General features: G+C 70.2%; 23 protein-coding genes and 1 pseudogene. 22 read left to right on the top strand and 2 right to left on the bottom strand.

Translation table 11 applies throughout. The features are described from left to right. Window positions 1-18: 18 nt before the first annotated feature. The 6 genes from ICW72_RS01515 to ICW72_RS01490 are packed head-to-tail and all read left to right on the top strand — an operon-like array spanning window position 19 to window position 5,383. Window positions 19-633, top strand: a complete 615-nt coding sequence (locus tag ICW72_RS01515; protein WP_191084614.1) for an SRPBCC family protein — start codon at window positions 19-21, stop codon at window positions 631-633. Continuing rightward, window positions 630-1,526, top strand: coding sequence for an AAA family ATPase (locus ICW72_RS01510; protein WP_191084613.1), 897 nt, complete (start codon window positions 630-632; stop codon window positions 1,524-1,526). The genes ICW72_RS01515 and ICW72_RS01510 overlap by 4 nt, the downstream gene beginning before the upstream one ends. Then, entirely contained in the window at window positions 1,523-2,743 is a 1,221-nt protein-coding gene (locus ICW72_RS01505) for a vWA domain-containing protein (RefSeq protein ID WP_332308965.1), read from the top strand. The genes ICW72_RS01510 and ICW72_RS01505 overlap by 4 nt, the downstream gene beginning before the upstream one ends. Next, window positions 2,740-3,054: an XdhC family protein gene (locus tag ICW72_RS01500; RefSeq protein WP_184383994.1), complete on the top strand. Its 315-nt coding sequence runs from the start codon at window positions 2,740-2,742 to the stop codon at window positions 3,052-3,054. The genes ICW72_RS01505 and ICW72_RS01500 overlap by 4 nt, the downstream gene beginning before the upstream one ends. Next, a complete protein-coding gene (locus ICW72_RS01495) occupies window positions 3,051-3,725 on the top strand; it encodes an XdhC family protein (protein ID WP_191084612.1) in 675 nt (224 codons plus the stop codon). Before ICW72_RS01500 ends, ICW72_RS01495 begins: the two co-directional genes overlap by 4 nt. Continuing rightward, a complete protein-coding gene (locus tag ICW72_RS01490) occupies window positions 3,722-5,383 on the top strand; it encodes an NTP transferase domain-containing protein (protein WP_191084611.1) in 1,662 nt (553 codons plus the stop codon). The genes ICW72_RS01495 and ICW72_RS01490 overlap by 4 nt, the downstream gene beginning before the upstream one ends. A gap of 9 nt (window positions 5,384-5,392) precedes the next feature. On the opposite strand, the gene ICW72_RS01485 is transcribed toward ICW72_RS01490, so the two are convergent. Further along, window positions 5,393-6,229 carry an NADPH-dependent oxidoreductase gene (locus tag ICW72_RS01485; protein WP_191084610.1) on the bottom strand — a complete coding sequence of 279 codons (837 nt, stop codon included), beginning with the start codon at window positions 6,227-6,229 and terminating at the stop codon, window positions 5,393-5,395. A gap of 23 nt (window positions 6,230-6,252) precedes the next feature. Then, window positions 6,253-6,705 (bottom strand): Fur family transcriptional regulator, encoded by a 453-nt coding sequence (locus ICW72_RS01480; RefSeq protein WP_191084609.1) that lies wholly within the window; start codon window positions 6,703-6,705, stop codon window positions 6,253-6,255. A gap of 44 nt (window positions 6,706-6,749) precedes the next feature. Here ICW72_RS01480 and hisI point away from each other — a divergent pair, with 44 nt between their 5' ends. From hisI to ICW72_RS01400, 16 genes and pseudogenes are all read left to right on the top strand, one after another. After that, complete coding sequence (gene hisI, locus ICW72_RS01475; protein WP_191084608.1) at window positions 6,750-7,178, top strand: phosphoribosyl-AMP cyclohydrolase; 429 nt, start codon at window positions 6,750-6,752, stop codon at window positions 7,176-7,178. After that, window positions 7,175-8,155, top strand: a complete 981-nt coding sequence (locus ICW72_RS01470; protein WP_191084607.1) for a CobW family GTP-binding protein — start codon at window positions 7,175-7,177, stop codon at window positions 8,153-8,155. Before hisI ends, ICW72_RS01470 begins: the two co-directional genes overlap by 4 nt. Then, window positions 8,152-8,742, top strand: a complete 591-nt coding sequence (locus ICW72_RS01465; RefSeq protein ID WP_191084606.1) for a GNAT family N-acetyltransferase — start codon at window positions 8,152-8,154, stop codon at window positions 8,740-8,742. Before ICW72_RS01470 ends, ICW72_RS01465 begins: the two co-directional genes overlap by 4 nt. Beyond that, entirely contained in the window at window positions 8,739-9,611 is an 873-nt protein-coding gene (locus ICW72_RS01460) for a carbon-nitrogen hydrolase family protein (protein ID WP_223880742.1), read from the top strand. Before ICW72_RS01465 ends, ICW72_RS01460 begins: the two co-directional genes overlap by 4 nt. After that, window positions 9,608-10,717, top strand: a complete 1,110-nt coding sequence (lpxB, locus tag ICW72_RS01455; protein WP_191084605.1) for a lipid-A-disaccharide synthase — start codon at window positions 9,608-9,610, stop codon at window positions 10,715-10,717. Before ICW72_RS01460 ends, lpxB begins: the two co-directional genes overlap by 4 nt. A 96-nt stretch (window positions 10,718-10,813) precedes the next feature. Then, entirely contained in the window at window positions 10,814-11,674 is an 861-nt protein-coding gene (locus ICW72_RS01450; protein ID WP_191084604.1) for a polyprenyl synthetase family protein, read from the top strand. Window positions 11,675-11,770: 96 nt separating this feature from the next. Beyond that, window positions 11,771-12,700: a chlorophyll synthesis pathway protein BchC gene (gene bchC, locus ICW72_RS01445; protein WP_191084603.1), complete on the top strand. Its 930-nt coding sequence runs from the start codon at window positions 11,771-11,773 to the stop codon at window positions 12,698-12,700. Next, on the top strand, window positions 12,697-13,677 hold the full coding sequence (locus ICW72_RS01440; protein WP_191084602.1) for a chlorophyllide a reductase iron protein subunit X: 981 nt from the start codon (window positions 12,697-12,699) through the stop codon (window positions 13,675-13,677). The genes bchC and ICW72_RS01440 overlap by 4 nt, the downstream gene beginning before the upstream one ends. A gap of 3 nt (window positions 13,678-13,680) precedes the next feature. Further along, window positions 13,681-15,180 (top strand): chlorophyllide a reductase subunit Y, encoded by a 1,500-nt coding sequence (bchY, locus tag ICW72_RS01435; protein ID WP_191084601.1) that lies wholly within the window; start codon window positions 13,681-13,683, stop codon window positions 15,178-15,180. A 3-nt stretch (window positions 15,181-15,183) separates the two neighbouring features. After that, window positions 15,184-16,623 (top strand): chlorophyllide a reductase subunit Z, encoded by a 1,440-nt coding sequence (gene bchZ, locus ICW72_RS01430; RefSeq protein WP_191084600.1) that lies wholly within the window; start codon window positions 15,184-15,186, stop codon window positions 16,621-16,623. A gap of 136 nt (window positions 16,624-16,759) precedes the next feature. Continuing rightward, complete coding sequence (locus ICW72_RS01425) at window positions 16,760-16,948, top strand: M14 family metallopeptidase (RefSeq protein ID WP_191084599.1); 189 nt, start codon at window positions 16,760-16,762, stop codon at window positions 16,946-16,948. 63 nt (window positions 16,949-17,011) lie between these two features. Continuing rightward, window positions 17,012-17,209, top strand: coding sequence for a light-harvesting antenna LH1, alpha subunit (gene pufA, locus ICW72_RS01420; protein ID WP_191084598.1), 198 nt, complete (start codon window positions 17,012-17,014; stop codon window positions 17,207-17,209). A gap of 119 nt (window positions 17,210-17,328) precedes the next feature. Further along, window positions 17,329-18,152, top strand: a pseudogene (gene pufL, locus ICW72_RS01415) (photosynthetic reaction center subunit L). A 15-nt stretch (window positions 18,153-18,167) separates the two neighbouring features. Beyond that, window positions 18,168-19,124 (top strand): photosynthetic reaction center subunit M, encoded by a 957-nt coding sequence (gene pufM / locus ICW72_RS01410; RefSeq protein ID WP_191084597.1) that lies wholly within the window; start codon window positions 18,168-18,170, stop codon window positions 19,122-19,124. Window positions 19,125-19,137: 13 nt separating this feature from the next. Continuing rightward, window positions 19,138-20,271 carry a photosynthetic reaction center cytochrome PufC gene (gene pufC, locus ICW72_RS01405; RefSeq protein WP_191084596.1) on the top strand — a complete coding sequence of 378 codons (1,134 nt, stop codon included), beginning with the start codon at window positions 19,138-19,140 and terminating at the stop codon, window positions 20,269-20,271. 68 nt (window positions 20,272-20,339) lie between these two features. Beyond that, the gene (locus ICW72_RS01400) at window positions 20,340-20,777 is read left to right on the top strand and encodes a YqaA family protein (protein WP_191084595.1); all 438 of its coding nucleotides are present in this window, start codon (window positions 20,340-20,342) and stop codon (window positions 20,775-20,777) included. Window positions 20,778-20,812 lie beyond the last annotated feature (35 nt).

Raw genomic sequence — 20,812 nt, 5'->3', positions numbered from 1 at the left:
AAGCTTAGGAGATATCCCATGGAAATGTCCGGCGAGCGCCGGATCGAGGCGCCCCGCGCCGAGGTCTGGGCGGCCCTGAACGACCCCGAGGCGCTGAAGGCCGCCATCCCGGGCTGCGAGAGCATCGAGAAACTGTCCGAGACCGAGCTTGCGGCCCGGCTGGCCATCAAGATCGGCCCCATGGCCGCGAAGTTCTCGGCGAAGGTGAAGCTCGACAACCTCAACCCGCCGGCCAGCTACACCATCACCGGCGAGGGCAATGGCGGTGCCATGGGCTTCGCCAAGGGCGGCGCCGATGTCCATCTGGACGAGGTCAGCCCCACCGAGACCCTGCTGCGCTATCATGTGAAGGCGCAGGTGGGCGGCAAGATGGCGCAGCTCGGCGCGCGGCTCATTGACAGCACCGCCAAGCAGATGGCCGACCAGTTCTTCGACCGCTTCAAGGCGAACCTGGAGCCCAAGGCCCATGTGGTGGCGATGCCCGGCGCGGCGCCCCCGCCGGCCCCCGCGCCCGCGCCCGCCGCGATCTCGGTCTTCTCCCTCATCCCTTCGGAGTTCCTTGGAATGCCTCTCGTCTTCTGGATCGGCAGCGCGGCCATGCTCTTCGTGCTGTTCCTGATCTTCCTGACGTGACCGCCACGCTGCCGGCCGATGTCGCGGCCACCACCGCGCTGCTCGCGGCGGGCGGCTATGTGGCGGATGCGGCGCTGGCCACCACGGTCCACCTGGCGCTGCGCATGGGCCGCCCCCTCTTTCTGGAGGGCGAGCCCGGCACCGGCAAGACCGAGATCGCGAAGGTGCTGGCCGCGCAACTGCCGCGCGGCCTGGTGCGGCTGCAATGCTATGACGGGCTGGACCTCTCGGCCGCGGCCTATGAGTGGAACCATGCGCGCCAGCTCATGGCCATCCGCATGGCCGAGGCGCGGGGCGAGACGGCCAATCTCGAAGCTTCCATCTACGAACGCCGCTATTTGGAGGCGCGGCCCCTGCTGCGCGCGCTGGAGGGCGAGCCCTCCGTCCTGCTCATTGATGAGCTGGACCGCGCGGACGAGCCCTTCGAGGCCTTCCTGCTGGAGGTGCTGAGCGACTTCCAGATCACGGTGCCCGAGCTCGGCACCATCCATGCGGCCACGCCGCCCGTGGTCATCATCACGTCGAATCGCACGCGCGAGGTGCATGACGCCATCCGTCGGCGCTGCCTCTATCACTGGGTGGACTACCCCGACGCGGCGCGCGAGCGCGCCATCCTGGCGCTGCGCGCGCCGCAGGTGGCGGAGACGCTCTCGGCCCAGGTGGTGGCCTTCGTGCAGCGCCTGCGCCAGGGCGACTACTACAAGCTGCCCGGTGTCGCCGAGACCATTGATTGGGCCAACGCCCTGGCGGCGCTGGATGCGCGGGAGCTGGAGGCCGGCGCGGTGAACGCCACGCTCGGCGTGCTGCTGAAATACCAGGACGACATCGCGAAGCTGCGCGGCGAGGAGGCGGCGCGACTGGTGGCGGAGGCGAAGGAAGGCGCGCGGGCGTGATCCCGCCGCGCGAATCCATGCAGGTTCCGCCGGCGCCGCTCAGGCCGGCGGCCGCCCTCGCGCCGAACATCCAGGCCTTCGTGCGCCTGCTGCGCCGGGCCGGCCTTCAGGTCGGCCCCGGCGATGCGCTGCTGGCCATGGAGGCGCTGAGCATCGCGGGGCTCGACAGCCGGGCGGGCTTCCGCGCCGCGCTCAAGGCCACGCTGCTGCGCAAGCACGAGCAGAACGACATCTTCGACGCCGCCTTCGAACTGTTCTGGCGTGACCCCGAGCGCGCGCGGGCGGGTGCGGCCATGGCGCTGATGGAGGCCCAGAAGCCCGAGGAGCGCGCGAAGCCGGGAGGGCGGCGCCTCGCCGAGGCCATGGCGGGCGACCGCCCCAAGCCCCCGCCTCCGGAGGAGGAGGAAAAGCGCGAGCTGGACGCCTCCATGACGGTGTCCGAGCGCGAACGCCTGCAGCAGATGGATTTCGAGGCGATGAGCGCCGCCGAGATCAGCCAGGCCAAGCAGGAGATCCGCAAGCTCGTCCTGCCGCTGGACGCCCGCCCCACCCGCCGCTTCCGCCCGGACCCCCTGGGCCCGCGCGTGGACATCCGCGCCACCATCCGTGCCGCGACGCGCACGGGCGGCGAGATCGCGACCATCGCCCGGCGTCGCCAGGTGGAGCGGACGCCGCCCTTGGTGGCCATCTGCGACATCTCGGGCAGCATGGCGCGCTACGCGCAGATCCTGCTGCATTTCATGCACGCCGTGACGGCGGACCGCGACCGGGTGCACAGCTTCCTCTTCGGCACGCGGCTGTCCAACATCACGCGGCAATTGCGCCACAAGGACCCCGAGATCGCCTTCGAGATGATCAGCCACATCGTCCCCGACTGGTCGGGCGGGACGCGCATCGGCGAGGCGCTGGAACGCTTCAACCAGGATTGGGGCCGCCGCGTGCTGGGCCAGGGAGCCGTGGTGCTGCTGATCACGGACGGGCTGGACCGCGAGGGCGGGCGGGGCTTGGCCGAGGCCACGGACCGGCTGCAACGCTCCTGCCGGCGGTTGATCTGGCTGAATCCGCTGTTGCGCTACGCCGGCTTCCAACCCAAATCCCAGGGCATCCGGGCGATGCTGCCCCATGTCCATGACTTCCGCCCGGTGCACAACCTCGCCAGCCTCAAGGCGCTGGTGGATGCGCTGAGCGAAACCCCCAAGCGGGAGCACGGACGATGACCGAGGACATGCTGGAAACCGCCGCCGCCTGGGCCGAAGCCGGTGAGCAGGTGGCCATCGCGACGGTGGTGGAAACCTGGGGTTCCTCGCCGCGGCCGGCGGGGTCCATGCTGGTCGTCACCGCCTCGGGGCGGATGGCGGGTTCGGTCTCGGGCGGCTGCATCGAGGGGGCGGTGGCCGAGGTGGCGCAGGAGACGATGCGCACCGGCCAGCCGCAACTGCTCGATTTCGGCATCAGCGATGAGCGCGCCTGGGAGGTGGGGCTGGCCTGCGGCGGGAAGCTCAAGGTCTTCGTGGAGAAACTGGCGTGAAACTCTCCCTGCTGGCCAGCCTGCGCGCCGCCCGCGCGGCGGGTCGCCCCGTGGTGCTGCTGACGCGCCTCTCCGACGGCCATCAATGCCTCTGGCCCGACGAGGCGCTGCCGGGTGCGCTGGCCGAGGCCGCGCAGGCGGCGCTGGATTCCGACCGCACCGCGAATATCGAGAGCGAGGGCGAGGCCTGGTTCGTCCAGCCGCACAACCCGCCCCTGCGCCTCGTCATCGTGGGCGCCGTGCATGTGGCACAGGCGCTGGCGCCCATGGCGGCGGGGATGGGCTTTGACGTCACCATCGTGGACCCGCGCCGCGCCTTCGCCACCGAGGAACGCTTCGCGGGCGTCACCCTCAACCATGAATGGCCAGACGAGGCGATGACGGCGCTCTCGCCCGACACGCGCACGGCCATCGTGACGCTGACGCATGACCCGAAGCTCGACGACCCCGCGCTGGATGTGGCGCTGAAGAGCCCCGCCTTCTACATCGGGGCACTTGGCAGCCGGCGCACCCATGCGAAGCGCGTGGACCGCCTCAAGGAACTGGGGCATGGCGATGCCGCCATCGCCCGTATCGCGGCCCCGGTGGGGCTGGACATCGGCGCCGTGACGGCGCCTGAAATCGCGCTGTCCATCATGGCGCAAGTGGTGGCGCGGAGGCGCGGCAAATGATCTTTGGTCCCACGCCCCTGGACGAGGCCGAGGGCGCCATCCTCGCCCACACCATCCGCCTCAAGGACCGCGTGTTGAAGAAGGGCACGGTGCTGGACGCCGACGCCGTGGCCGCGCTGCGCGCCGCGGGCCAGCCCCAGGTGGTGGCCGCCCGCATGGCCCCGGGCGATGTGCCGGAGGACGAGGCCGCGGCGCGCATCGCCGATGCGGCGTTGCGCCCGTTGATCGCGCGCAGCAAGTCGGCCACGGGGCGGGTGAACCTGCTGGCGGAGAGCGCGGGGCTGCTGGTGCTGGATGCCGCGCTGATCGAGCGGCTGAACACGCTGGACGAAAGCATCACCATCGCGACCCTGCCCAATTACAGCCAGGTCAGCCCCAAGGAGATGCTGGCCACCATCAAGATCATCCCCTTCGCCGTGCCCGGCCCGGCGCTGGCGGTGGCGGAGGCGCTGTTGCGCGGCGGCCAGGCCCTGTCGCTGCACCCCTACCGCGCCATGAAGGTGGGGCTGGTGATGACCGAGCTGCCGGGCGTCAAGGAAAGCGCCATGGAGGGCGCGGTGGAGGTCACCCGCGCCCGGGTGGAGGCCCTGATGGGCACGCTGCTGCCGGTGGAGCGCGCGCGGCACGAGGCCGGGCCCACCGCCGATGCGCTGATGCGCCTCAAACGCCAGGGGGCGGAGATGCTGCTCATCGCCGGCGCCTCGGCCACCGTGGACCGGCGCGATGTCGGCCCCGCGGCCATCGTGAAGGCGGGCGGGCGCATCGAGCATTTCGGCATGCCGGTGGACCCGGGCAATCTGATCTGCCTGGGCGAGGTGGATGGCATCCCGGCCATGGTCCTGCCCGGCTGCGCCCGCAGCCCCAAGCTCAACGGCTTCGACTGGGTGTTGCAGCGCCTCTTCGCCGGCATTCCCGTGCGGGCGCGCGACATCATGGCCATGGGCGTGGGAGGCCTGCTCAAGGAGATCGAGACGCGGCCCCTGCCGCGCGAGAAGGCGCCGGCAACCCCTCCCCCCGCCCGCGCCCCGCGCCGGCCGCGCCAGGTGGCGGGCCTCGTTCTCGCCGCCGGACGTTCGCGCCGCATGGCGCCGCTGAACAAGCTGCTGGTGGCCGACGCGCAAGGTGTGGCCATGATCGCCCGCGTGGTGGATTCCGTGCTGGAGAGCGGCGTGCGCCCGGTGCTGGTCGTGACCGGCCATGAGCGCGACCGGGTGCAGGAGGCGCTGACCGGCCGCCCCGTCATCTTCGCCCATGCCGAGGATTACGCGGAGGGGCTGTCGGCCAGCCTGCGCGCCGGCCTCGCCGCCCTGCCCGAGGGCGCGGAGGGCGTGCTGGTGGCACTGGGCGACATGCCGCTGGTGACGCCCAGCGTGATCCAGCGCCTCGTCTCCGCCTTCGACCCGGAGGAGGGCCGCGCCATCGTCCAGCCCACCTTCCGCGGCAAGCAGGGCAACCCCGTGCTCTGGGGGCGGGAATTCGTGCCGGCCATGATGGAGATCACGGGCGATGTGGGCGCGCGGCAACTGGTGGGCCGCCACGCCGACCGCCTCGTGGAGGTCGAGGTGGCCGATGATGGCGTGCTGCGCGACTTCGACACGACCGAGGCGCTGCGGGCCAGCCCGGGCTTCCAGGCCGGCCGGGTGAAGGAGAAGGGCTGACCCCTTTCTCTACTTGAGCGGGAAGCCCAGCGCGCGCACCGCCGCCTTCAGCCGGTCGCGCCCGTTCAGCGCGCGGATGCTGCCCATGCGTTGCAGGACGCGGCCCGACCAGTTGTCATTGTCCATGCCCTGGCGCGCGGAGAAGGCGGCCATCTCGCCATCATAGGCGGCGCGCAGACTCGCTTCGTCCTGCGTGGCGTAGCGGTCGTGGTGCAGCACGCTGGCCTGGGGCAGGCGCGGCTTCACCTCGTTCGCAACACCCTCGGCGGCATAGCCCACGCAGAGGCCGAAGACGCCCATGACGCCCTGCGGCAGGGCCAGCAACTGCGCCACCTGCTCGGGGTCGTTGCGGAGCGCGCCGATATAGACGGTGGAGAGGCCCAGGGACTCCGCGGCGACCACGGCGTTCTGCGCGGCCAGCGCGGCATCAATCGCCGCCACCAGAAAACTTTCCAGATAGGGCAGGCCTTCCAGCACCTTGCCCTGTTCCTCGGCCATGCGGGCGTTGCGCGAGAGGTCGGCGCACCACACCAGGAAGATGGGGCATTGCTCGATATGCTTCTGGTTGCCGGCCAGCTTCGCCATGGCCGCGCGCTTGGCCGGGTCGGTCACCGAGACGACCGACCAGGTCTGCAGGTTCGAGCTGGTGGCGGCGGATTGCGCGGCGGCGACCAGCGTCTCCAGCGTACCCGCGGGCGGGGCGTCGGGGCGGTAGCCGCGGATGGAGCGGTGGGAGAGCAGCAGCGCGATATGCTCGTTCCACGGCCCGGCAGCGGGGGTGGCGGCGCCATAGCGCGCGGTCAGCGCCTCCTGCTTCGTGGTGGCGATGGGGGTGGCAATGTCCATGCTCGTCTCTCTCTCGGGGTCGTTCAGGGCTTGGCGCAGGCGGCGCAGAGGCCTTCCAGTTCCACCGTCATGCGCTCCACGCGGAAGCCCGCGCGGGCGGCGGCCGCTTCCAGGGCGTGCGCCGCCGCGTGGTCGGTGAGTTCGGTGGTGGTGCCGCAGCGGCGGCAGATCAGGAATTGGTGGGGGTGGCTGTGGGCGCCATGGTCGTGCCCGGCCTCGATGCAGGGGGTGAAGGCGTTCAGCCGCTCCAGCTTGTGGATCAGCCCCTGTTCCAGCAGGAAATCCAGGGCGCGATAGACGGTGGGCGGGGCGGCGCCGGCGCGCTGGGCCTTCAACTGGTCCAGCAGGGCGTAGGCGCCCACGGGCTGCTCGGCCTCCAGCACCAGGCGCAGCACCTGGCGGCGCAGGGGCGTCAATTGCGCGCCGCGCTTCGCGCATTGCGCCGCCGCCTGTTCGAGCATGGTGTCCAGCTCCATCCGCCCCTCATCGCGCTGCCGCTTCTGACATATAGTGTCGGACGATGACGGACACCCCCTCCCCCCTCCCTCTCCAGGATGCGGCCGCCCGCGCCCGCATCCTGGCCGCGGTGCGCTTCGACATGCGCGGCCTGGTGCCGGCCATCGCCCAGCAGCACGACACGGGCGAGGTGCTGATGATGGCCTGGATGAACGCCGAGGCGCTGGACGAGACGCTCGCCACCGGCCGCGCCTGCTACTACAGCCGCAGCCGCGGCGGGCTGTGGCGCAAGGGCGAGACCTCCGGCCAGCACCAGGAGGTGCGGGATTTGCGCCTCGACTGCGATGGCGACACCATTCTCCTGCTGGTGCACCAGCATGGTGTGGCCTGCCACACCGGAAGGCGCAGCTGCTTCTATCTGGCCCCGCGCGAGGGCGAGCTGGCCGAAATCATGGCCCCCCTCATCAGCCCCGAAAGGCTCTATGGCGCATGAGCACCCCCGTTACGCTGCTGACCGGCTTCCTGGGCGCGGGCAAGACCACGCTGCTCAACCGCCTGCTGCACGACCCCGCCATGGCCGGCACCGCCGTGCTGATCAACGAGTTCGGGGAGGTGGGGCTGGACCACCTTTTCATCTCCGCGCCGGAGGAGGATTCGGTGCTGCTGGCCTCGGGCTGCCTGTGCTGCACCATCCGCGGCGACCTGTCGCGCGCGCTGCGTGACCTGGCCGCCCGGGGGCGCGAGTTCCGCCGCGTGGTGATCGAGACGACGGGCCTGGCCGACCCCGCCCCCATCCTGCACACCCTGATGCGCGACCCGCTGCTGCTGCGCGACTATCGCCTCGATGGCGTGGTGACGCTGGTGGATGCGGTCGCGGGCATGGCGACGCTCGATGCCCAGGAGGAGGCGCGGCGGCAGGTGGCGGTCGCGGATCGGCTGGTGATCAGCAAGACGGACCTCGCGGACCCCGCGCCGCTGCGCCAACGCCTCGCCGCGCTGAACCCGGTGGCGCCGGTGCTGGATGCGCGCACGGCAACCGTCGAGGAACTGCTCGACGCCGGGCCCTTCGGCGCCGATGGCAAGCTGCCCGACATCACGGGCTGGATCGCCGCCGCCGGGCACCACCACCACCATCACCACCACGACGTGAACCGGCATGATGCGCGCATCCGCGCGCTGTGCCTGCGCTTCGACAGCCCCCTGCCCTGGGAGAGCCTCGCCAGCTACCTGGAAATGATGGCCATGACCCAGGGCGAGCGGATGCTGCGCGTGAAGGGCATCCTGAACCTGAAGGGCGAGGCCGGGCCCGTGGTGATGCACGGCGTGCAGCACAGCTTCCACCCGCCCCAGCGCCTGGCGGAATGGCCGGCGGGGGATGACCGGTCCTCGCGCCTCGTCTTCATCCTGCGCGATCTGGAGCCGAAGGTGGTGGAGGACGGGTTGCGCGCCTTCCTGGAGGCGGCGGCATGAGCCTGCGGCTGGAAACGCTGGCCGGCGCCGCCGCGCGGCCGCACCTCGCATCGCTGGCCGCGCTGCGGACGGAGGTTTTCGCCGAATACCCCTATCTCTACGCGGGTGACCGCGAGGAGGAGGCCCGCTACCTCGCCACCTATGCCGAAGGGCGCGGCGCCGCCATCGTGGTCGCATTGGAGGGCGAGACGGCGGTGGGGGCCGCCACCTGCCAGCCCATGGCGGAAACCCATGGCGAGGTGCGGGAGGCTTTCGCACGCTCGGGCCATGACATCGCGGCCAGCTGCTATTTCGGGGAATCCGTGCTGCGGGCTTCCTATCGCGGCCAGGGCATCGGCGTCGGCTTCTTCACGGCGCGCGAGGCGCATGCGCGCGCGCTGGGCCTGCGCATCGCCACCTTTTGCGCCGTGGTCCGCAACCCGAACGACCCGCGACGGCCCGCGGACTACACGCCGCTCGACGCGTTCTGGCGCAAGCGCGGCTATGTCCATCATCCGGAACTCTCCTGCGTGATGCGCTGGCGGGAATTGGAGGATGACCGGGAGACGCCGCACACCCTCTCCTTCTGGGTGAAGGAATTGGCGTGAGGCTCGCGACCCTGGCCTGGCCGGTGGAGCCGCTGCCCGATGTGGCGGCCTATGCCGCCAAGCTCGATCATTGGTGCGGCGAGGCCCGCGCCGGCGGGGCCGATCTGCTGCTGACGGCCGAATATGCCTGCGTGGAGCTGGGCGCCGCCCTGGCCGGCAATCGCGAGGCGGATGAGGCGACCGAACTCCGCGCCATGGTGGCCGCGAGCGGCGCCATCCTGGACGCCATGCGACGGGCGGCGATGCGGCACGGGATCTGGCTCGCCCCCGGCACGCTGCCCGTGGCGATGGGCGGGCGCATCATCAACCGCGCGCCGCTGATCACGCCCGAGGCGCGCATCGCCTTCCAGGACAAGTTCCGCATGACGCGCTTCGAGGCCGAGCGCTGGGGCGTCGAGGCGGGCGCGCCGCCGGGCGTCTTCGAGACACCCTGGGGCAGGCTTGGCCTGTCCATCTGCTATGACGGGGAATTCCCCGGCCTGGTGCGGGCGCAGGTGGAGGCGGGGGCCTGGCTGATCCTCATGCCTTCTTGCACCGACACGCTGCATGGCTGGCACCGCGTGCGCATCGCGGCCGCCGCCCGCGCCATGGAGAACCAGTGCTTCGTGGCGGTGGCGCCGACGGTGGGCGGCTTCGCGGCCTCGGCCGCGCTGGACGAGAACCACGGCGCGGCCAGCGTCTTCGGCCCGGTGGACCGCGGCTTCGCGGAGGATGGCGTGGTGGCGGCGGGCGTGCTGGATGCGCCGGGGCTGGTCTTCGCGGACCTGGACCCGGCACGGCTGGACGCGGTGCGGGCCGATGGCGCGGTGCGGAACCATCGCGACTGGCCTGCCGCCGTGCCGCCCCCCGCCCCCCTGCCCTTCGCATGAGCCTGATCTACCTCTCGGCCGGCGAGGCCTCGGGCGATGTGCTGGGCGCGCGGCTGATCACGGCGCTGCATGCCCGCGCGCCCGATCTGGAATTCGCCGGCCTGGGCGGGGAGCGCATGGCCGAGCAGGGCTTCGAGAGCCTGTTCCCCATCCGCGAACTCGCGCTCATGGGGTTCCTGGAGGTGCTGCCCAGCCTGCGGCGCCTCGCGCGGCGGCTTGATGAGGCGGTGGCCGACATCGCGCGCCGCCGCCCGCGCCTGGTGGTGACCATAGACAGCCCCGGGTTCAATCTGCGCCTCGCCGCACGCGTCAGGCCGCTGGGCATCCCGGTGGTGCATTACGTGGCGCCGCAGATCTGGGCCTGGCGGCCGGGGCGGGTGAAGAAGATCGCGCAGCGGGTGGATCGCATCCTCGCGCTGCTGCCCTTCGAGGCGCCGCTCTTCGAGGCCGCGGGCATCCCCGTGAGCTTCGTGGGCCACCCCATCCTGGAGAGCGAGGCCGCGCAAGGCCATGCCGCCCGCTTCCCGCTGGAGGGGCCGGGGCTGGTGGTCATGCCCGGCAGCCGGCGCGGCGAGGTGGGGCGGCTCTGGCCCATCTTCGCCGAAACGCTGCGCGCCCTGCCGCCGGAGGTGGTGCCCGTGCTGGGCCTCGCCGGCACCGTGGCGGAGGAGGTGAAGGCCAAGGCCGCAAGCCTCGGCCGCCCCGTCCGCTTCGTGCGGGAACCGCGCGAGAAGGCCGATGCCTTCGCGGCCGCGACGGCCGGGCTGATCAAATCCGGCACCTCCTCGCTGGAGGCGGCGGTGGCCGGGCTGCCGCATGTGGTGGCCTATCGGGTGAACCCCATCACGGCGGCCATCGCGCGGCGCCTGGTGCGGGTGCGCTTCGCGAGCCTGGTGAACCTGCTCTGCGACCGTGAGGTGGTGCCGGAATTCATCCAGCAGGACTGCACGCCCGAGAAGCTGGCAGTGGCATTGCGTCCCTTGCTCGCGGGCGGCGAGGCGGCGGCGGCGCAGCGGGCGGGCTTCGCCGAGGCGCTGGCCCGCCTCAGCCCCGCCCAGGGCCTGCCGAGCGAGGCGGCGGCGGAAGCCGTTCTGGGCATGATGTAAGGCCTGCTTGCCGACTGGACATTTTTCTTGTGTCAGTTTCGCGTGACACATAGGGGCTGACGGTGTCATGCTCTCCCTTCGGAAGGGAGACGCCCCATGGACATCACCGCGCGGATCGAGCGGAGCCTGCACACGGCCCTCGCCCCCGGGGCGACGCCGCCCCTCTTGAACCTGGCCATGCAGCACGCCGTCTTTCCCGGCGGGGCAAGGGTGCGGCCGCGGCTGTGCCTGGCCGCGGCCGAGGCCTGTGGCGGCGATGACCCGGCACTGGCCGAGGCGGCGGCGGCCGCCATCGAGCTGATGCACTGCGCCTCGCTCGTGCATGACGACATGCCCTGCTTCGACGATGCCGCGACACGGCGCGGGCGGCTCTCCGTGCACCGCGCCTTCGGCGAGCCGCTGGCCCTGCTGGCGGGCGATGCGCTGATCGTCCTCGCCTTCCAGACCGTGCTGCGCGCCCCGGCGCGCAACCCCGCGCGGAGCGCCCAGGTCATGCGCATCGTGGCGGATTCCGTGGGGACTCCGAGCGGCATCGTCGCCGGCCAGGCCTGGGAATGCGAGACCCATGTGGATGTCTCGGCCTACCACCGCGCCAAGACGGCGGCCCTTTTCGCCGGCGCCAGCATGGCGGGCGCCGCGGCGGCGGGCGGCCCCATCGAGGAATGGCGCGCGGTCGGCGAAAGGCTGGGCGAGGCCTACCAGGTGGCCGACGACATCGGCGACGCAATCTCGGCCGCCGAGGAGATGGGCAAGCCCGTGGGCCGGGACGCGGCGCTGGGCCGGCCCAGCGCGGTGCGCGAGCTGGGGCTGCGGGGTGCCGTGGCGCGACTCGAGGCGCTGGCCGACGCGGCTGCCGCCGCCGTGCCGCCCTGCCGTGGCCGGGCGGCGCTGGGCGCCCTGATTCGCGAGGGCGCGCGCCGCCTTTTGCCCAAGACCCTGCCCGCCGGAGCGATGTGACCTTCCCGACACCATGGGTATATGTCCATTTTACTTGACACCTGTCATCGTCACCTTACAGTGACCCTACATCTTCCTGGGGGAAGTCCCGTCCAAATGGACACGATCGCCGTCATCCTCACCGAGCCCGAGAACCTGCGCCTGCAGCGTGTTGGCCTCGTCGCGCCGGGCGATGAGGATGTGGTCGTGGATGTCGAGTGGTCGGGCATTTCCACCGGCACCGAGAAGCTTCTCTACACCGGCCGCATGCCGAACTTCCCCGGCATGGGTTACCCGCTGGTGCCCGGCTATGAGAGCGTGGGCCGCGTGGTCCAGGCCGGCCCGGCCTCGGGCCAGGCGGTCGGGTCGCGGGTGTTCATCCCCGGATCGCGCGGCTTCCGCGATGTGCGCGGGCTGTTCGGCGGCGCGGCCGGCCGCCTCGTCTCCTCCGGCAAGCGCGTGGTGCCGGTGGCCGAGGATCTGGGTGAGCGCGCGGTGCTGCTGGCGCTGGCCGCCACCGCCTACCACGCCATCGCGGAGCATCCGCCCGAACTCATCATCGGCCATGGCGTGCTGGGGCGGCTGCTGGCGCGCATCACGCTCGCCATCGGCGCGCCCGCGCCCATGGTGTGGGAGACGAGCGCCCACCGCGCCACGGATGCCGTTGGCTACCAGGTGCTCGACGCCGAGCGCGACAACCGCCGCGACTATGGCCGCATCTGCGATGCGAGCGGCGACGCGAACATCCTGGACATGCTGATCGGCCGGCTGCGTTCGGGCGGCGAGATCACGCTGGCGGGCTTCTATGACCGCCTCTCCTTCGCCTTCGCGCCCGCCTTCATGCGCGAGGCGCGCATCCGCATCGCCGCCGAGTGGCACCCCGCCGACATGGTCGCGCTGAACGCGCTGATCACGTCCGGGAAGCTCTCGCTGGACGGTCTCATCACCCATCGGGAACCCGCGGCGACGGCGCCCGATGCCTATCGCACCGCCTTCGGCGATGCGCGCTGCCTGAAGATGATTCTTGATTGGAGGAAGTTCGAATGAACGCTGTGTCCGGGAACATGCAGCCTTCGTCTTCCGCCGACGCCGCCTCGATCGAGGCGCCGCCGGCCGTGAAGCAAACACAGATCATCGCGATCTATGGCAAGGGGGGCATCGGCAAGTCCTTCACCCTCGCGAATCTCAGCTACATGATGGCGCAGCAGGGCAAGCGCGTGCTGCTCATCGGCTGCGACCCGAAGTCCGACACCACCTCGCTGCTGTTCGGCGGGCGTTCCTGCCCCACCATCATCGAGACCTCCTCCAAGAAGAAGGCGGCCGGTGAACAGGTGCAGATCGGCGATGTCTGCTTCAAGCGCGACGGCGTCTTCGCGATGGAACTGGGCGGGCCGGAGGTGGGCCGCGGCTGCGGCGGGCGCGGCATCATCCATGGCTTCGAGCTGCTGGAGAAGCTGGGCTTCCACCAGTGGGATTTCGACTACGTGCTGCTCGACTTCCTGGGCGACGTGGTCTGCGGCGGCTTCGGCCTGCCGATCGCGCGCGACATGTGCCAGAAGGTGATCGTCGTCGGCTCGAACGACCTGCAGTCGCTCTATGTGGCCAACAATGTGTGTTCGGCGGTGGATTACTTCCGCAAGCTGGGCGGCAATGTCGGCGTGGCGGGCCTGGTCATCAACAAGGATGACGGCACGGGCGAGGCGCAGGCCTTCGCGGATGCCGTGGGCATTCCCGTGCTGGCCGCCATCCCGGCCGATGAGGACATCCGCCGCAAGAGCGCCAATTACGAGATCGTGGGCACGCCGGGCGGCCAATGGGCCCCGCTGTTCGAGGCGCTGGGCGTGCAGGTGGCCGAAGCGCCGCCGCTGCGCCCCACGCCCCTCTCCCACGAAAACCTGCTGAACCTGTTCAAGGGCGATGCGGTGGGCCGTGGCGTGGTGCTCGACCCCGCCACCATGGAGGACATGTGTGGCAGCGAGGTTCTGAACAAGCCCTCGCTCGAAGTGGTCTACGAGGGGGTCTGAGGCATGGACGCCCTCCCCCCACGCGCGACGGAAGGCTCGGGCTGCCATGGCGGCCGCGAGACGCTGGACGCGGCGGCGCGCGCCGCCGGCAAGACGGCGGTGATGGACCAGCTGATGGCCGACTACCCGCGCGGGCCCCATGACCAGCCGCAGAGCATGTGCCCCGCCTTCGGCAGCCTCCGCGTGGGGCTGCGGATGCGGCGGGTGGCGACCATCCTCTCAGGCAGCGCCTGCTGCGTCTATGGGCTGACCTTCACGAGCCACTTCTACGGCGCCAAGCGGACCGTGGGCTATGTGCCCTTCAACTCCGAGACGCTGGTCACGGGCAAGCTGTTTGAGGACATCCGCGACGCGGTGCACGAGATGGCGAAGCCCGAGGATTACGACGCGGTCGTCATCACGAATTTGTGCGTGCCCACCGCCTCGGGCGTGCCGCTGGAACTCCTGCCCAAGGAGATCAATGGCGTGCGGATCATCGGCATTGACGTGCCGGGCTTCGGCGTGCCGACCCATGCGGAGGCCAAGGACGTGCTGGCGGGTGCCATGCTGCGCTACGCCCGCAACGAGGCCGAGGCCGGCCCCGTCGCGCGCCCGCGCAATATGACGGATGCGCGCCGCGTCACGCTGATCGGCGAGCTGTTCCCCGCCGACCCGGTGGGCATCGGGCAGGTGCTGGCGCCCATGGGCCTCGCCGCCGGCGCGCAGGCGCCCTGCCGCGAATGGCGCGACATGTATGCCGCGCTGGACTGCGCGGCGGTGGCCGCCCTGCACCCCTTCTACACGGCGAGCGTGCGTGAGTTCCATGCGGCCGGGCGCCGCGTGGTGGGCTCCGGCCCCGTGGGCGTGGAGGGCACGGCGGAGTGGATCGAGGCGATCGGGCTCGCGGCGGACGTGCCCTCCGCCCAGCGCGAGGCCGCACGCCAGGCGGTGATCCCGGCCATCCGCGGCGTGCTGGCGAAGAACAGCGTGAACGCGCGCATCACCGTCTCGGGCTATGAGGGCAGCGAGCTGCTTGTGGCGCGCCTGCTGATCGAGGCCGGCGCCGAGGTTCCCTATGTCGGCACCGCCTGCCCGCGCACCGAATGGTCCGCGGCCGATGCCGAATGGCTGAAGGCCCATGGCTGCCACGTGCAATACCGCGCGAGCCTGGAACAGGATTTGGCCGCGATGAAGGAAGCCAAGCCCGACCTGGCGCTCGGCACCACGCCGCTGGTGCAGAAGGCGAAGGAGATGGGCACGCCCGCCCTCTACTTCACCAACATGGTCAGCGCCCGGCCGCTCTTCGGCATCGCGGGCGCGGCCTCCATGGCCGGGATCGTCGCGGCGCAGACCAAGGGCCGCGAGCGCTTCGGCCGCATGGTCAGCTTCTTCGAAGGTGTCGGCACCCCCGACGGCGCGGGCTACGGCTTCGCCGGCAAGCCCATTGACCCGCCCGGTTTCCGCGACCGCCAGCGCAAGCTGCGGGCCGCGCAGGCCAAGGCCCTCGAAGCGGTGGGGACCTAGGCCATGCTGGTTCTCGATCATGACCGCGCCGGTGGATATTGGGGCGCCATCTATGCCTTCTCGGCCGTGCGTGGGCTGCGCGTGGTGATTGATGGCCCGGTGGGCTGCGAGAACCTGCCCGTCACCGCCGTGCTGCACTACACCGACGCGCTGCCGCCGCATGAGCTGCCCATCGTGGTCACGGGCCTCGATGAGGAGAGCCTCAGCCAGAACGGCACCGAGCCCAACATGCGCCGCGCCGCCGCCACGCAGGACCCCGAGCTGCCCGCCGTGGTGGTGACGGGTTCCATCGCCGAGATGATCGGCGGCGGCGTCACGCCGCAGGGCTCGAACCTGCAGCGCTTCATCTGCCGCACCATTGATGAGGACCAGTGGCAGGCCGCGGACCGCGCCATCATGTGGCTCTGGACCGAGTTCGGCGCACGGGGCCGCAAGGTGCGCGCGCGCAACCCCAAGCTGGGCGAGAAGCCGCGCGTCAACATCATCGGGCCGATCTACGGCACCTTCAACATGCCCTCCGACCTGGCCGAAATCCGCCGCCTGGTCGAGGGCATGGGCTGCGAGATCAACCTGGTCTTCCCGCTGGGCAGTCACATCGAGGACATCGCGAAGCTGCCGGATGCGGATGTGAACATCTGCCTCTACCGCGAGTTCGGCCGGAAGCTCTGCGAGGAGCTGGAGCGCCCCTACCTCCAGGCGCCCATCGGCATGTTCGCGACCACCAACTTCCTGCGCAAGCTGGGCGAACTCACGGGCCTCGACCCCGAGCCCTTCATCGAGCGCGAGAAGCACACCACGCTGAAGCCGCTGTGGGATCTGTGGCGGTCGGTGACGCAGGATTTCTTCGCCTCCGCGCCCTATTCCGTCGTGGCGACGCACACCTACACGCATGGGCTGACGCAGTTCCTCACCGAGGAGATGGGCATTCCCTGTGCCTATGCCGCCAGCCGCCAGGCGGGCCAGAAGCCCGACAACGCGGCCACGCGCGAGGCGATGAAGGCGCCGGGCCTCGTCGTCTTCGGCAGCTTCAACGAACGCATGTACATGGCCGAGGCCGGGCAGAAGGCGGCCTACATCCCGGCGAGCTTCCCCGGTGCCATCATCCGCCGCGCCACCGGCACGCCCTTCATGGGCTATGCGGGTGCCACCTACATCATCCAGGAATACTGCAACGCGCTGTTCGACGCGCTGTTCCACATCCTTCCGCTGGGCACCGAGCTCGACAAGATCGCGGCGACGCCCGCGCGTGCCTCCGACGTGTGGGAGGAGGCGGCGCAGGCGCTGCTCGATGCGCGCGTGGAGCGCGAGCCCTTCCTCATCCGCATCTCGGCCGCCAAGCGCCTGCGCGAGCAGGTGGAGCAGGCGGCGCGCGATGCCGGTGAGCCGCGTGTGACGCTGGAGCGCGCGCGCACCATCCTTGCCCCCGAGATGCAGCCGGCATGACCGCGCATCCGGCCCAACCCACTGCCCGCCCGGCCTCGCCGGGAAGACAGATGTGCCGGGCGATCCTCGCCCTGCACGACCCTGCTGCGCGGGATTTGCGCGGTAACCGGCCGCAAGGTCGTATGGAGGTCAACACATGGCCGAAGTGATTGCTAGGGCAGGCCTGACCGAGCCCGAAGCGCGTGAAGTCCACCGCCTCGTCATGCAGGGCTGGATCTTCTCGGTTTTCGCCTCGATGGGCGCGCACATCCTGGTGTGGATGTGGCGGCCGCTCGTCTACGGCAGCCAGGTGGTTCCGCCCGACTGGCGCTTCTTCATCAACTGAGGCGCGCAGGCTGCCCGTCCGCGGGCGGCCTGCACCTCACGTTCTCATTCAGGAGACCAACACATGCATAAGATCTGGATGGTGGCGAACCCGCTCCGTCTCGGCATGCTGGGCGCCGTCGGCGTCATCGGCATCGCGGCGGTGATCCACTTCGTGGTCCTCAGCTCGCCCCGTTACTGCGACCACCTCGGCTGGTGCTCGGAAAGCCTCGCCTACACGGCGGGTCAGCCCGTGGCCCGTACGCCCGCCGGCGTCCGGTAGGCACAGGCCGTGTCGCTCCACGGCAGTGGGCGAAGCAAGCGCAGCGGGCGTCGCCCGCTGTCGCGGATGACGACACACAGGGGCAGGTTCCGCGCCTGCCATGACAGGAGCATCAAGCCATGGCGATGCTGACTTTCGAAGCCAAATATCGTGTTCGGGGAGGCACCCTCGTCGGGGGGAACCTGTTCGATTTCTGGGTGGGTCCCTTCTACGTGGGCTTCTTCGGCCTCACGACCTTCTTCTTCTCGCTGGTGGGCACGGCCCTGATCCTCTACGGCGCGGCCATCGGCGGCACGTGGAATCCGTGGCTGATCAACATCGCGCCGCCGGATCTTCGCTATGGCCTGGGCCTTGCTCCGCTGCGCGAGGGCGGGTTGTGGCAGATGATCACCATCTGCGCGATCGGCGCCTTCGTGTCCTGGGCACTCCGCCAGGCCGAGATCTCGCGCAAGCTCGGCATGGGGATGCACATTCCCTGGGCCTACAGCATGGCGGTCTTCGCCTACATCACCCTGGTGGTCATCCGCCCGGTGCTGATGGGCGCCTGGGGCATGCCTTCCCCTACGGGATTTTCAGCCACCTCGATTGGGTGAGCAACGTCGGCTACCAGTACCTCCACTTCCACTACAACCCGGCGCACATGATCGCGGTGACCTTCTTCTTCACCACGACGCTCGCGCTGTCGCTCCATGCCTCGCTGGTGCTCGCCGCCATCAACCCCAAGAAGGGTGAGACGGTGAAGACCGCCGAGCACGAGAACACCTTCTACCGCGACTTCATCGGCTACTCGATCGGCACGCTGGGCATCCATCGCCTCGGCCTGTTCATCGCGCTGTCGGCGGGGTTCTGGAGCGCGGTGTGCATCGTGATCAGCGGCCCCTTCTGGACCCGCGGCTGGCCCGAATGGTGGAACTGGTGGCTTCAGCTGCCGATCTGGAACTGAGGGAGGGACGCGACGATGGAATATCAATTCATCTTCACGCGGGTCCAGCCGCACCCGCCTTCCTACCCGGGCGTGAAGCTGCCGCGTGACAACCAGGTGCGTGTGGGCAATGCGCGCCACAGCCGTCTGCTCGGCCTCTTCGCCGACGCGCAGATCGGGCCCTTCTACCTGGGCTGGCTCGGCCTGCTCTCGGTGGCCTGCGGCTTCATCGCCTTCGAGATCATCGGCCTGAACATGCTGGCCTCGGTGAACTGGAACGTGGTGGAGTTCATCCGCCTGCTGCCCTGGCTGGCGCTGGAGCCCCCCGGCCCGCAATGGGGGCTGCGCATCCCGCCGCTGAACCAGGGCGGCTGGTGGCTGATGGCCGGCTTCTTCCTGACGGCCTCCGTGCTGCTCTGGCTTGCGCGCACCTGGCGCCGGGCGGACCAGCTGGGCCTCGGCCAGCACACCTTCTGGGCCTTCGCGGCGGCCATCTGGCTCTACCTGGTGCTGGGCTTCCTGCGCCCGCTCTGGATGGGCTCCTGGAGCGAGGCGGTGCCCTTCGGCATCTTCCCGCACCTGGATTGGACGGCCGCCTTCTCGATCCGCTACGGGAACCTCTTCTACAACCCGTTCCACGCGCTCTCGATCGTGTTCCTCTACGGCTCCGTGCTGCTGTTCGCCATGCACGGCGCCACGATCCTGGCCGTGGCCCGCTTCGGCGGGGAGCGCGAGGTGGACCAGGCCATGGACCGCGGCACCGCCGCCGAACGCGCCGGCATCTTCTGGCGCTGGACCATGGGCTTCAACGCCACCTACGAGAGCATCCACCGCTGGGCCTGGTGGTTCGCGGTGCTGACGCCACTGACCGGCGGCATCGGCATCCTGCTGACCGGCACGGTCGTGGACAACTGGTACCTCTGGGCGATCGAGAAGCGCTTCGCGCCGGCCTATCCGGCCGTGTGGGGCCCGATCATCGACCCGACGCGCTGAGGGAGGGAGCGAAATGAAGCCCGAGTTCTTCAGGAAGTTCAACTTCCTCTTCGGCACCGCGGTGGTGGCTCTCGCCGCCGCGGCCTTCCTGGTCGTCACCTTCGAACGGCCCACCGTGCAGACCGTGCAGTCCGGCTTCCGCGGCACCTCGATGGGGCAGGTGTACAACACCCGCACCATCGCGGCCGTGGCCGCCCGCAACACGGTGCCCGAGATGGACGAGGCCATTCCCAATGATCCCGAAAGCCCCCGGGCCTCCGAGATCTACGAGAATGTCCAGATCCTGGGCCATCTGAGCGTGGAGCAGTTCGGCCGGATCATGCTCGCGATGAGCGAGTGGATCTATCCGAACGCCGAGGATCCCGCGCAGAGCTGCAATGGCTGCCACGTCCCCGGCAACTTCGCCTCCGAGGACATCTACACCAAGCATGTGGCGCGGCGGATGCTGCAGATGGTGCACACCATCAACACCACCTTCAGCAACCACGTGAACGCGAATGGCGAGGTGGGCGTCACCTGCTACACCTGCCACCGTGGCCAGGCCGTGCCGGCCGCCGTGTGGTCGCAGCTTCCCTCCAACGCCGCGCCCTCGCGCATGTGGGCGGTGGCGGGCGAGCAGAACCGGCCCGTCTCGGCCACCGGCTACGCCACCCTGCCGACCGACCCCTTCACCCCCTACCTCTGGGGTGACGAGGAAATCCGGGTGATCTCGGGCTCCGCGCGCGAGCGGAACAACAACCAGAGCATCCTGCAAACCGAATGGACCTATGGGCTGATGATGCACATGTCCACGTCGCTCGGCGTGAACTGCACCTTCTGCCACAACAGCCGTTCCTTCGCTTCCTGGGACAGCAGCACGCCGCAGCGCGTGACGGCCTGGCACGGGATCCGGATGGTGCGCGCCATCAACAACGACTACATCGAGAGCCTGCGTGAACGCTTCCCGCCGAACCGCCTGGGCCCGCTGGGCGACACGCTGAAGGTGAACTGCTCCACCTGCCACCTGGGCGTCTACCAGCCGCTCTATCGCGCGGCGATGCTGCGGAACTATCCGGAGCTGGTCCTGCCCACCCAGACCTCGGCCCCCGCGGCGGACCCCTCGGCCCCCGTGCAACCGGCCGCGGCACCGGCGCCCGCGCTGAACTGAGCGGTACGCCGTGCTAGACCGAAGGGGCGGAGGGCGCAGGCCTTCCGCCCCTTTCCTTTGCGGTGCCGATGACAACTCTGCTTGCCCTTCTCAGCCTGTTCTTCGTGGCGCTGGGCGCCGCCTCGCTGCTGCCCATGGCGTCCGAGCCCGTGCTGGTCGGCATGCTGCTGGCGTCCGAGATCGATCCCTGGCTGCTGGTGGCGGTGGCGAGCCTCGGCAACACGCTCGGCTCCGTCATCAACTACGTGCTGGGGCGGCTGGTGGAGCGCTTCCGCGGCCGGTCCTGGTTCCCTGCGAGCGAAGCGGCACTCGACCGCGCGCAGGGCTGGTATCATCGCTGGGGCCGCTGGTCGCTGCTGCTGAGCTGGGCGCCCATCATCGGCGACCCGCTGACGGTGGTGGCGGGCATCATGCGCGAACCGCTTTGGAGCTTCGTGCTGCTCGTCGCCATCGCAAAGACCGGGCGCTATGTCGTGCTCGCGCTCATCACGCTCGGTTTCGTCTGAAAGCCGCGCTTTCCCTTGGCCTGAGCGCGCGCGAT

This window comes from Roseococcus microcysteis (assembly GCF_014764365.1).
Taxonomy (GTDB): Bacteria; Pseudomonadota; Alphaproteobacteria; order Acetobacterales; family Acetobacteraceae; genus Roseococcus; species Roseococcus microcysteis.
The sequence above is the reverse complement of the archived record's forward strand: the minus strand, read 5'-3'. Positions and strand labels throughout refer to the sequence as shown.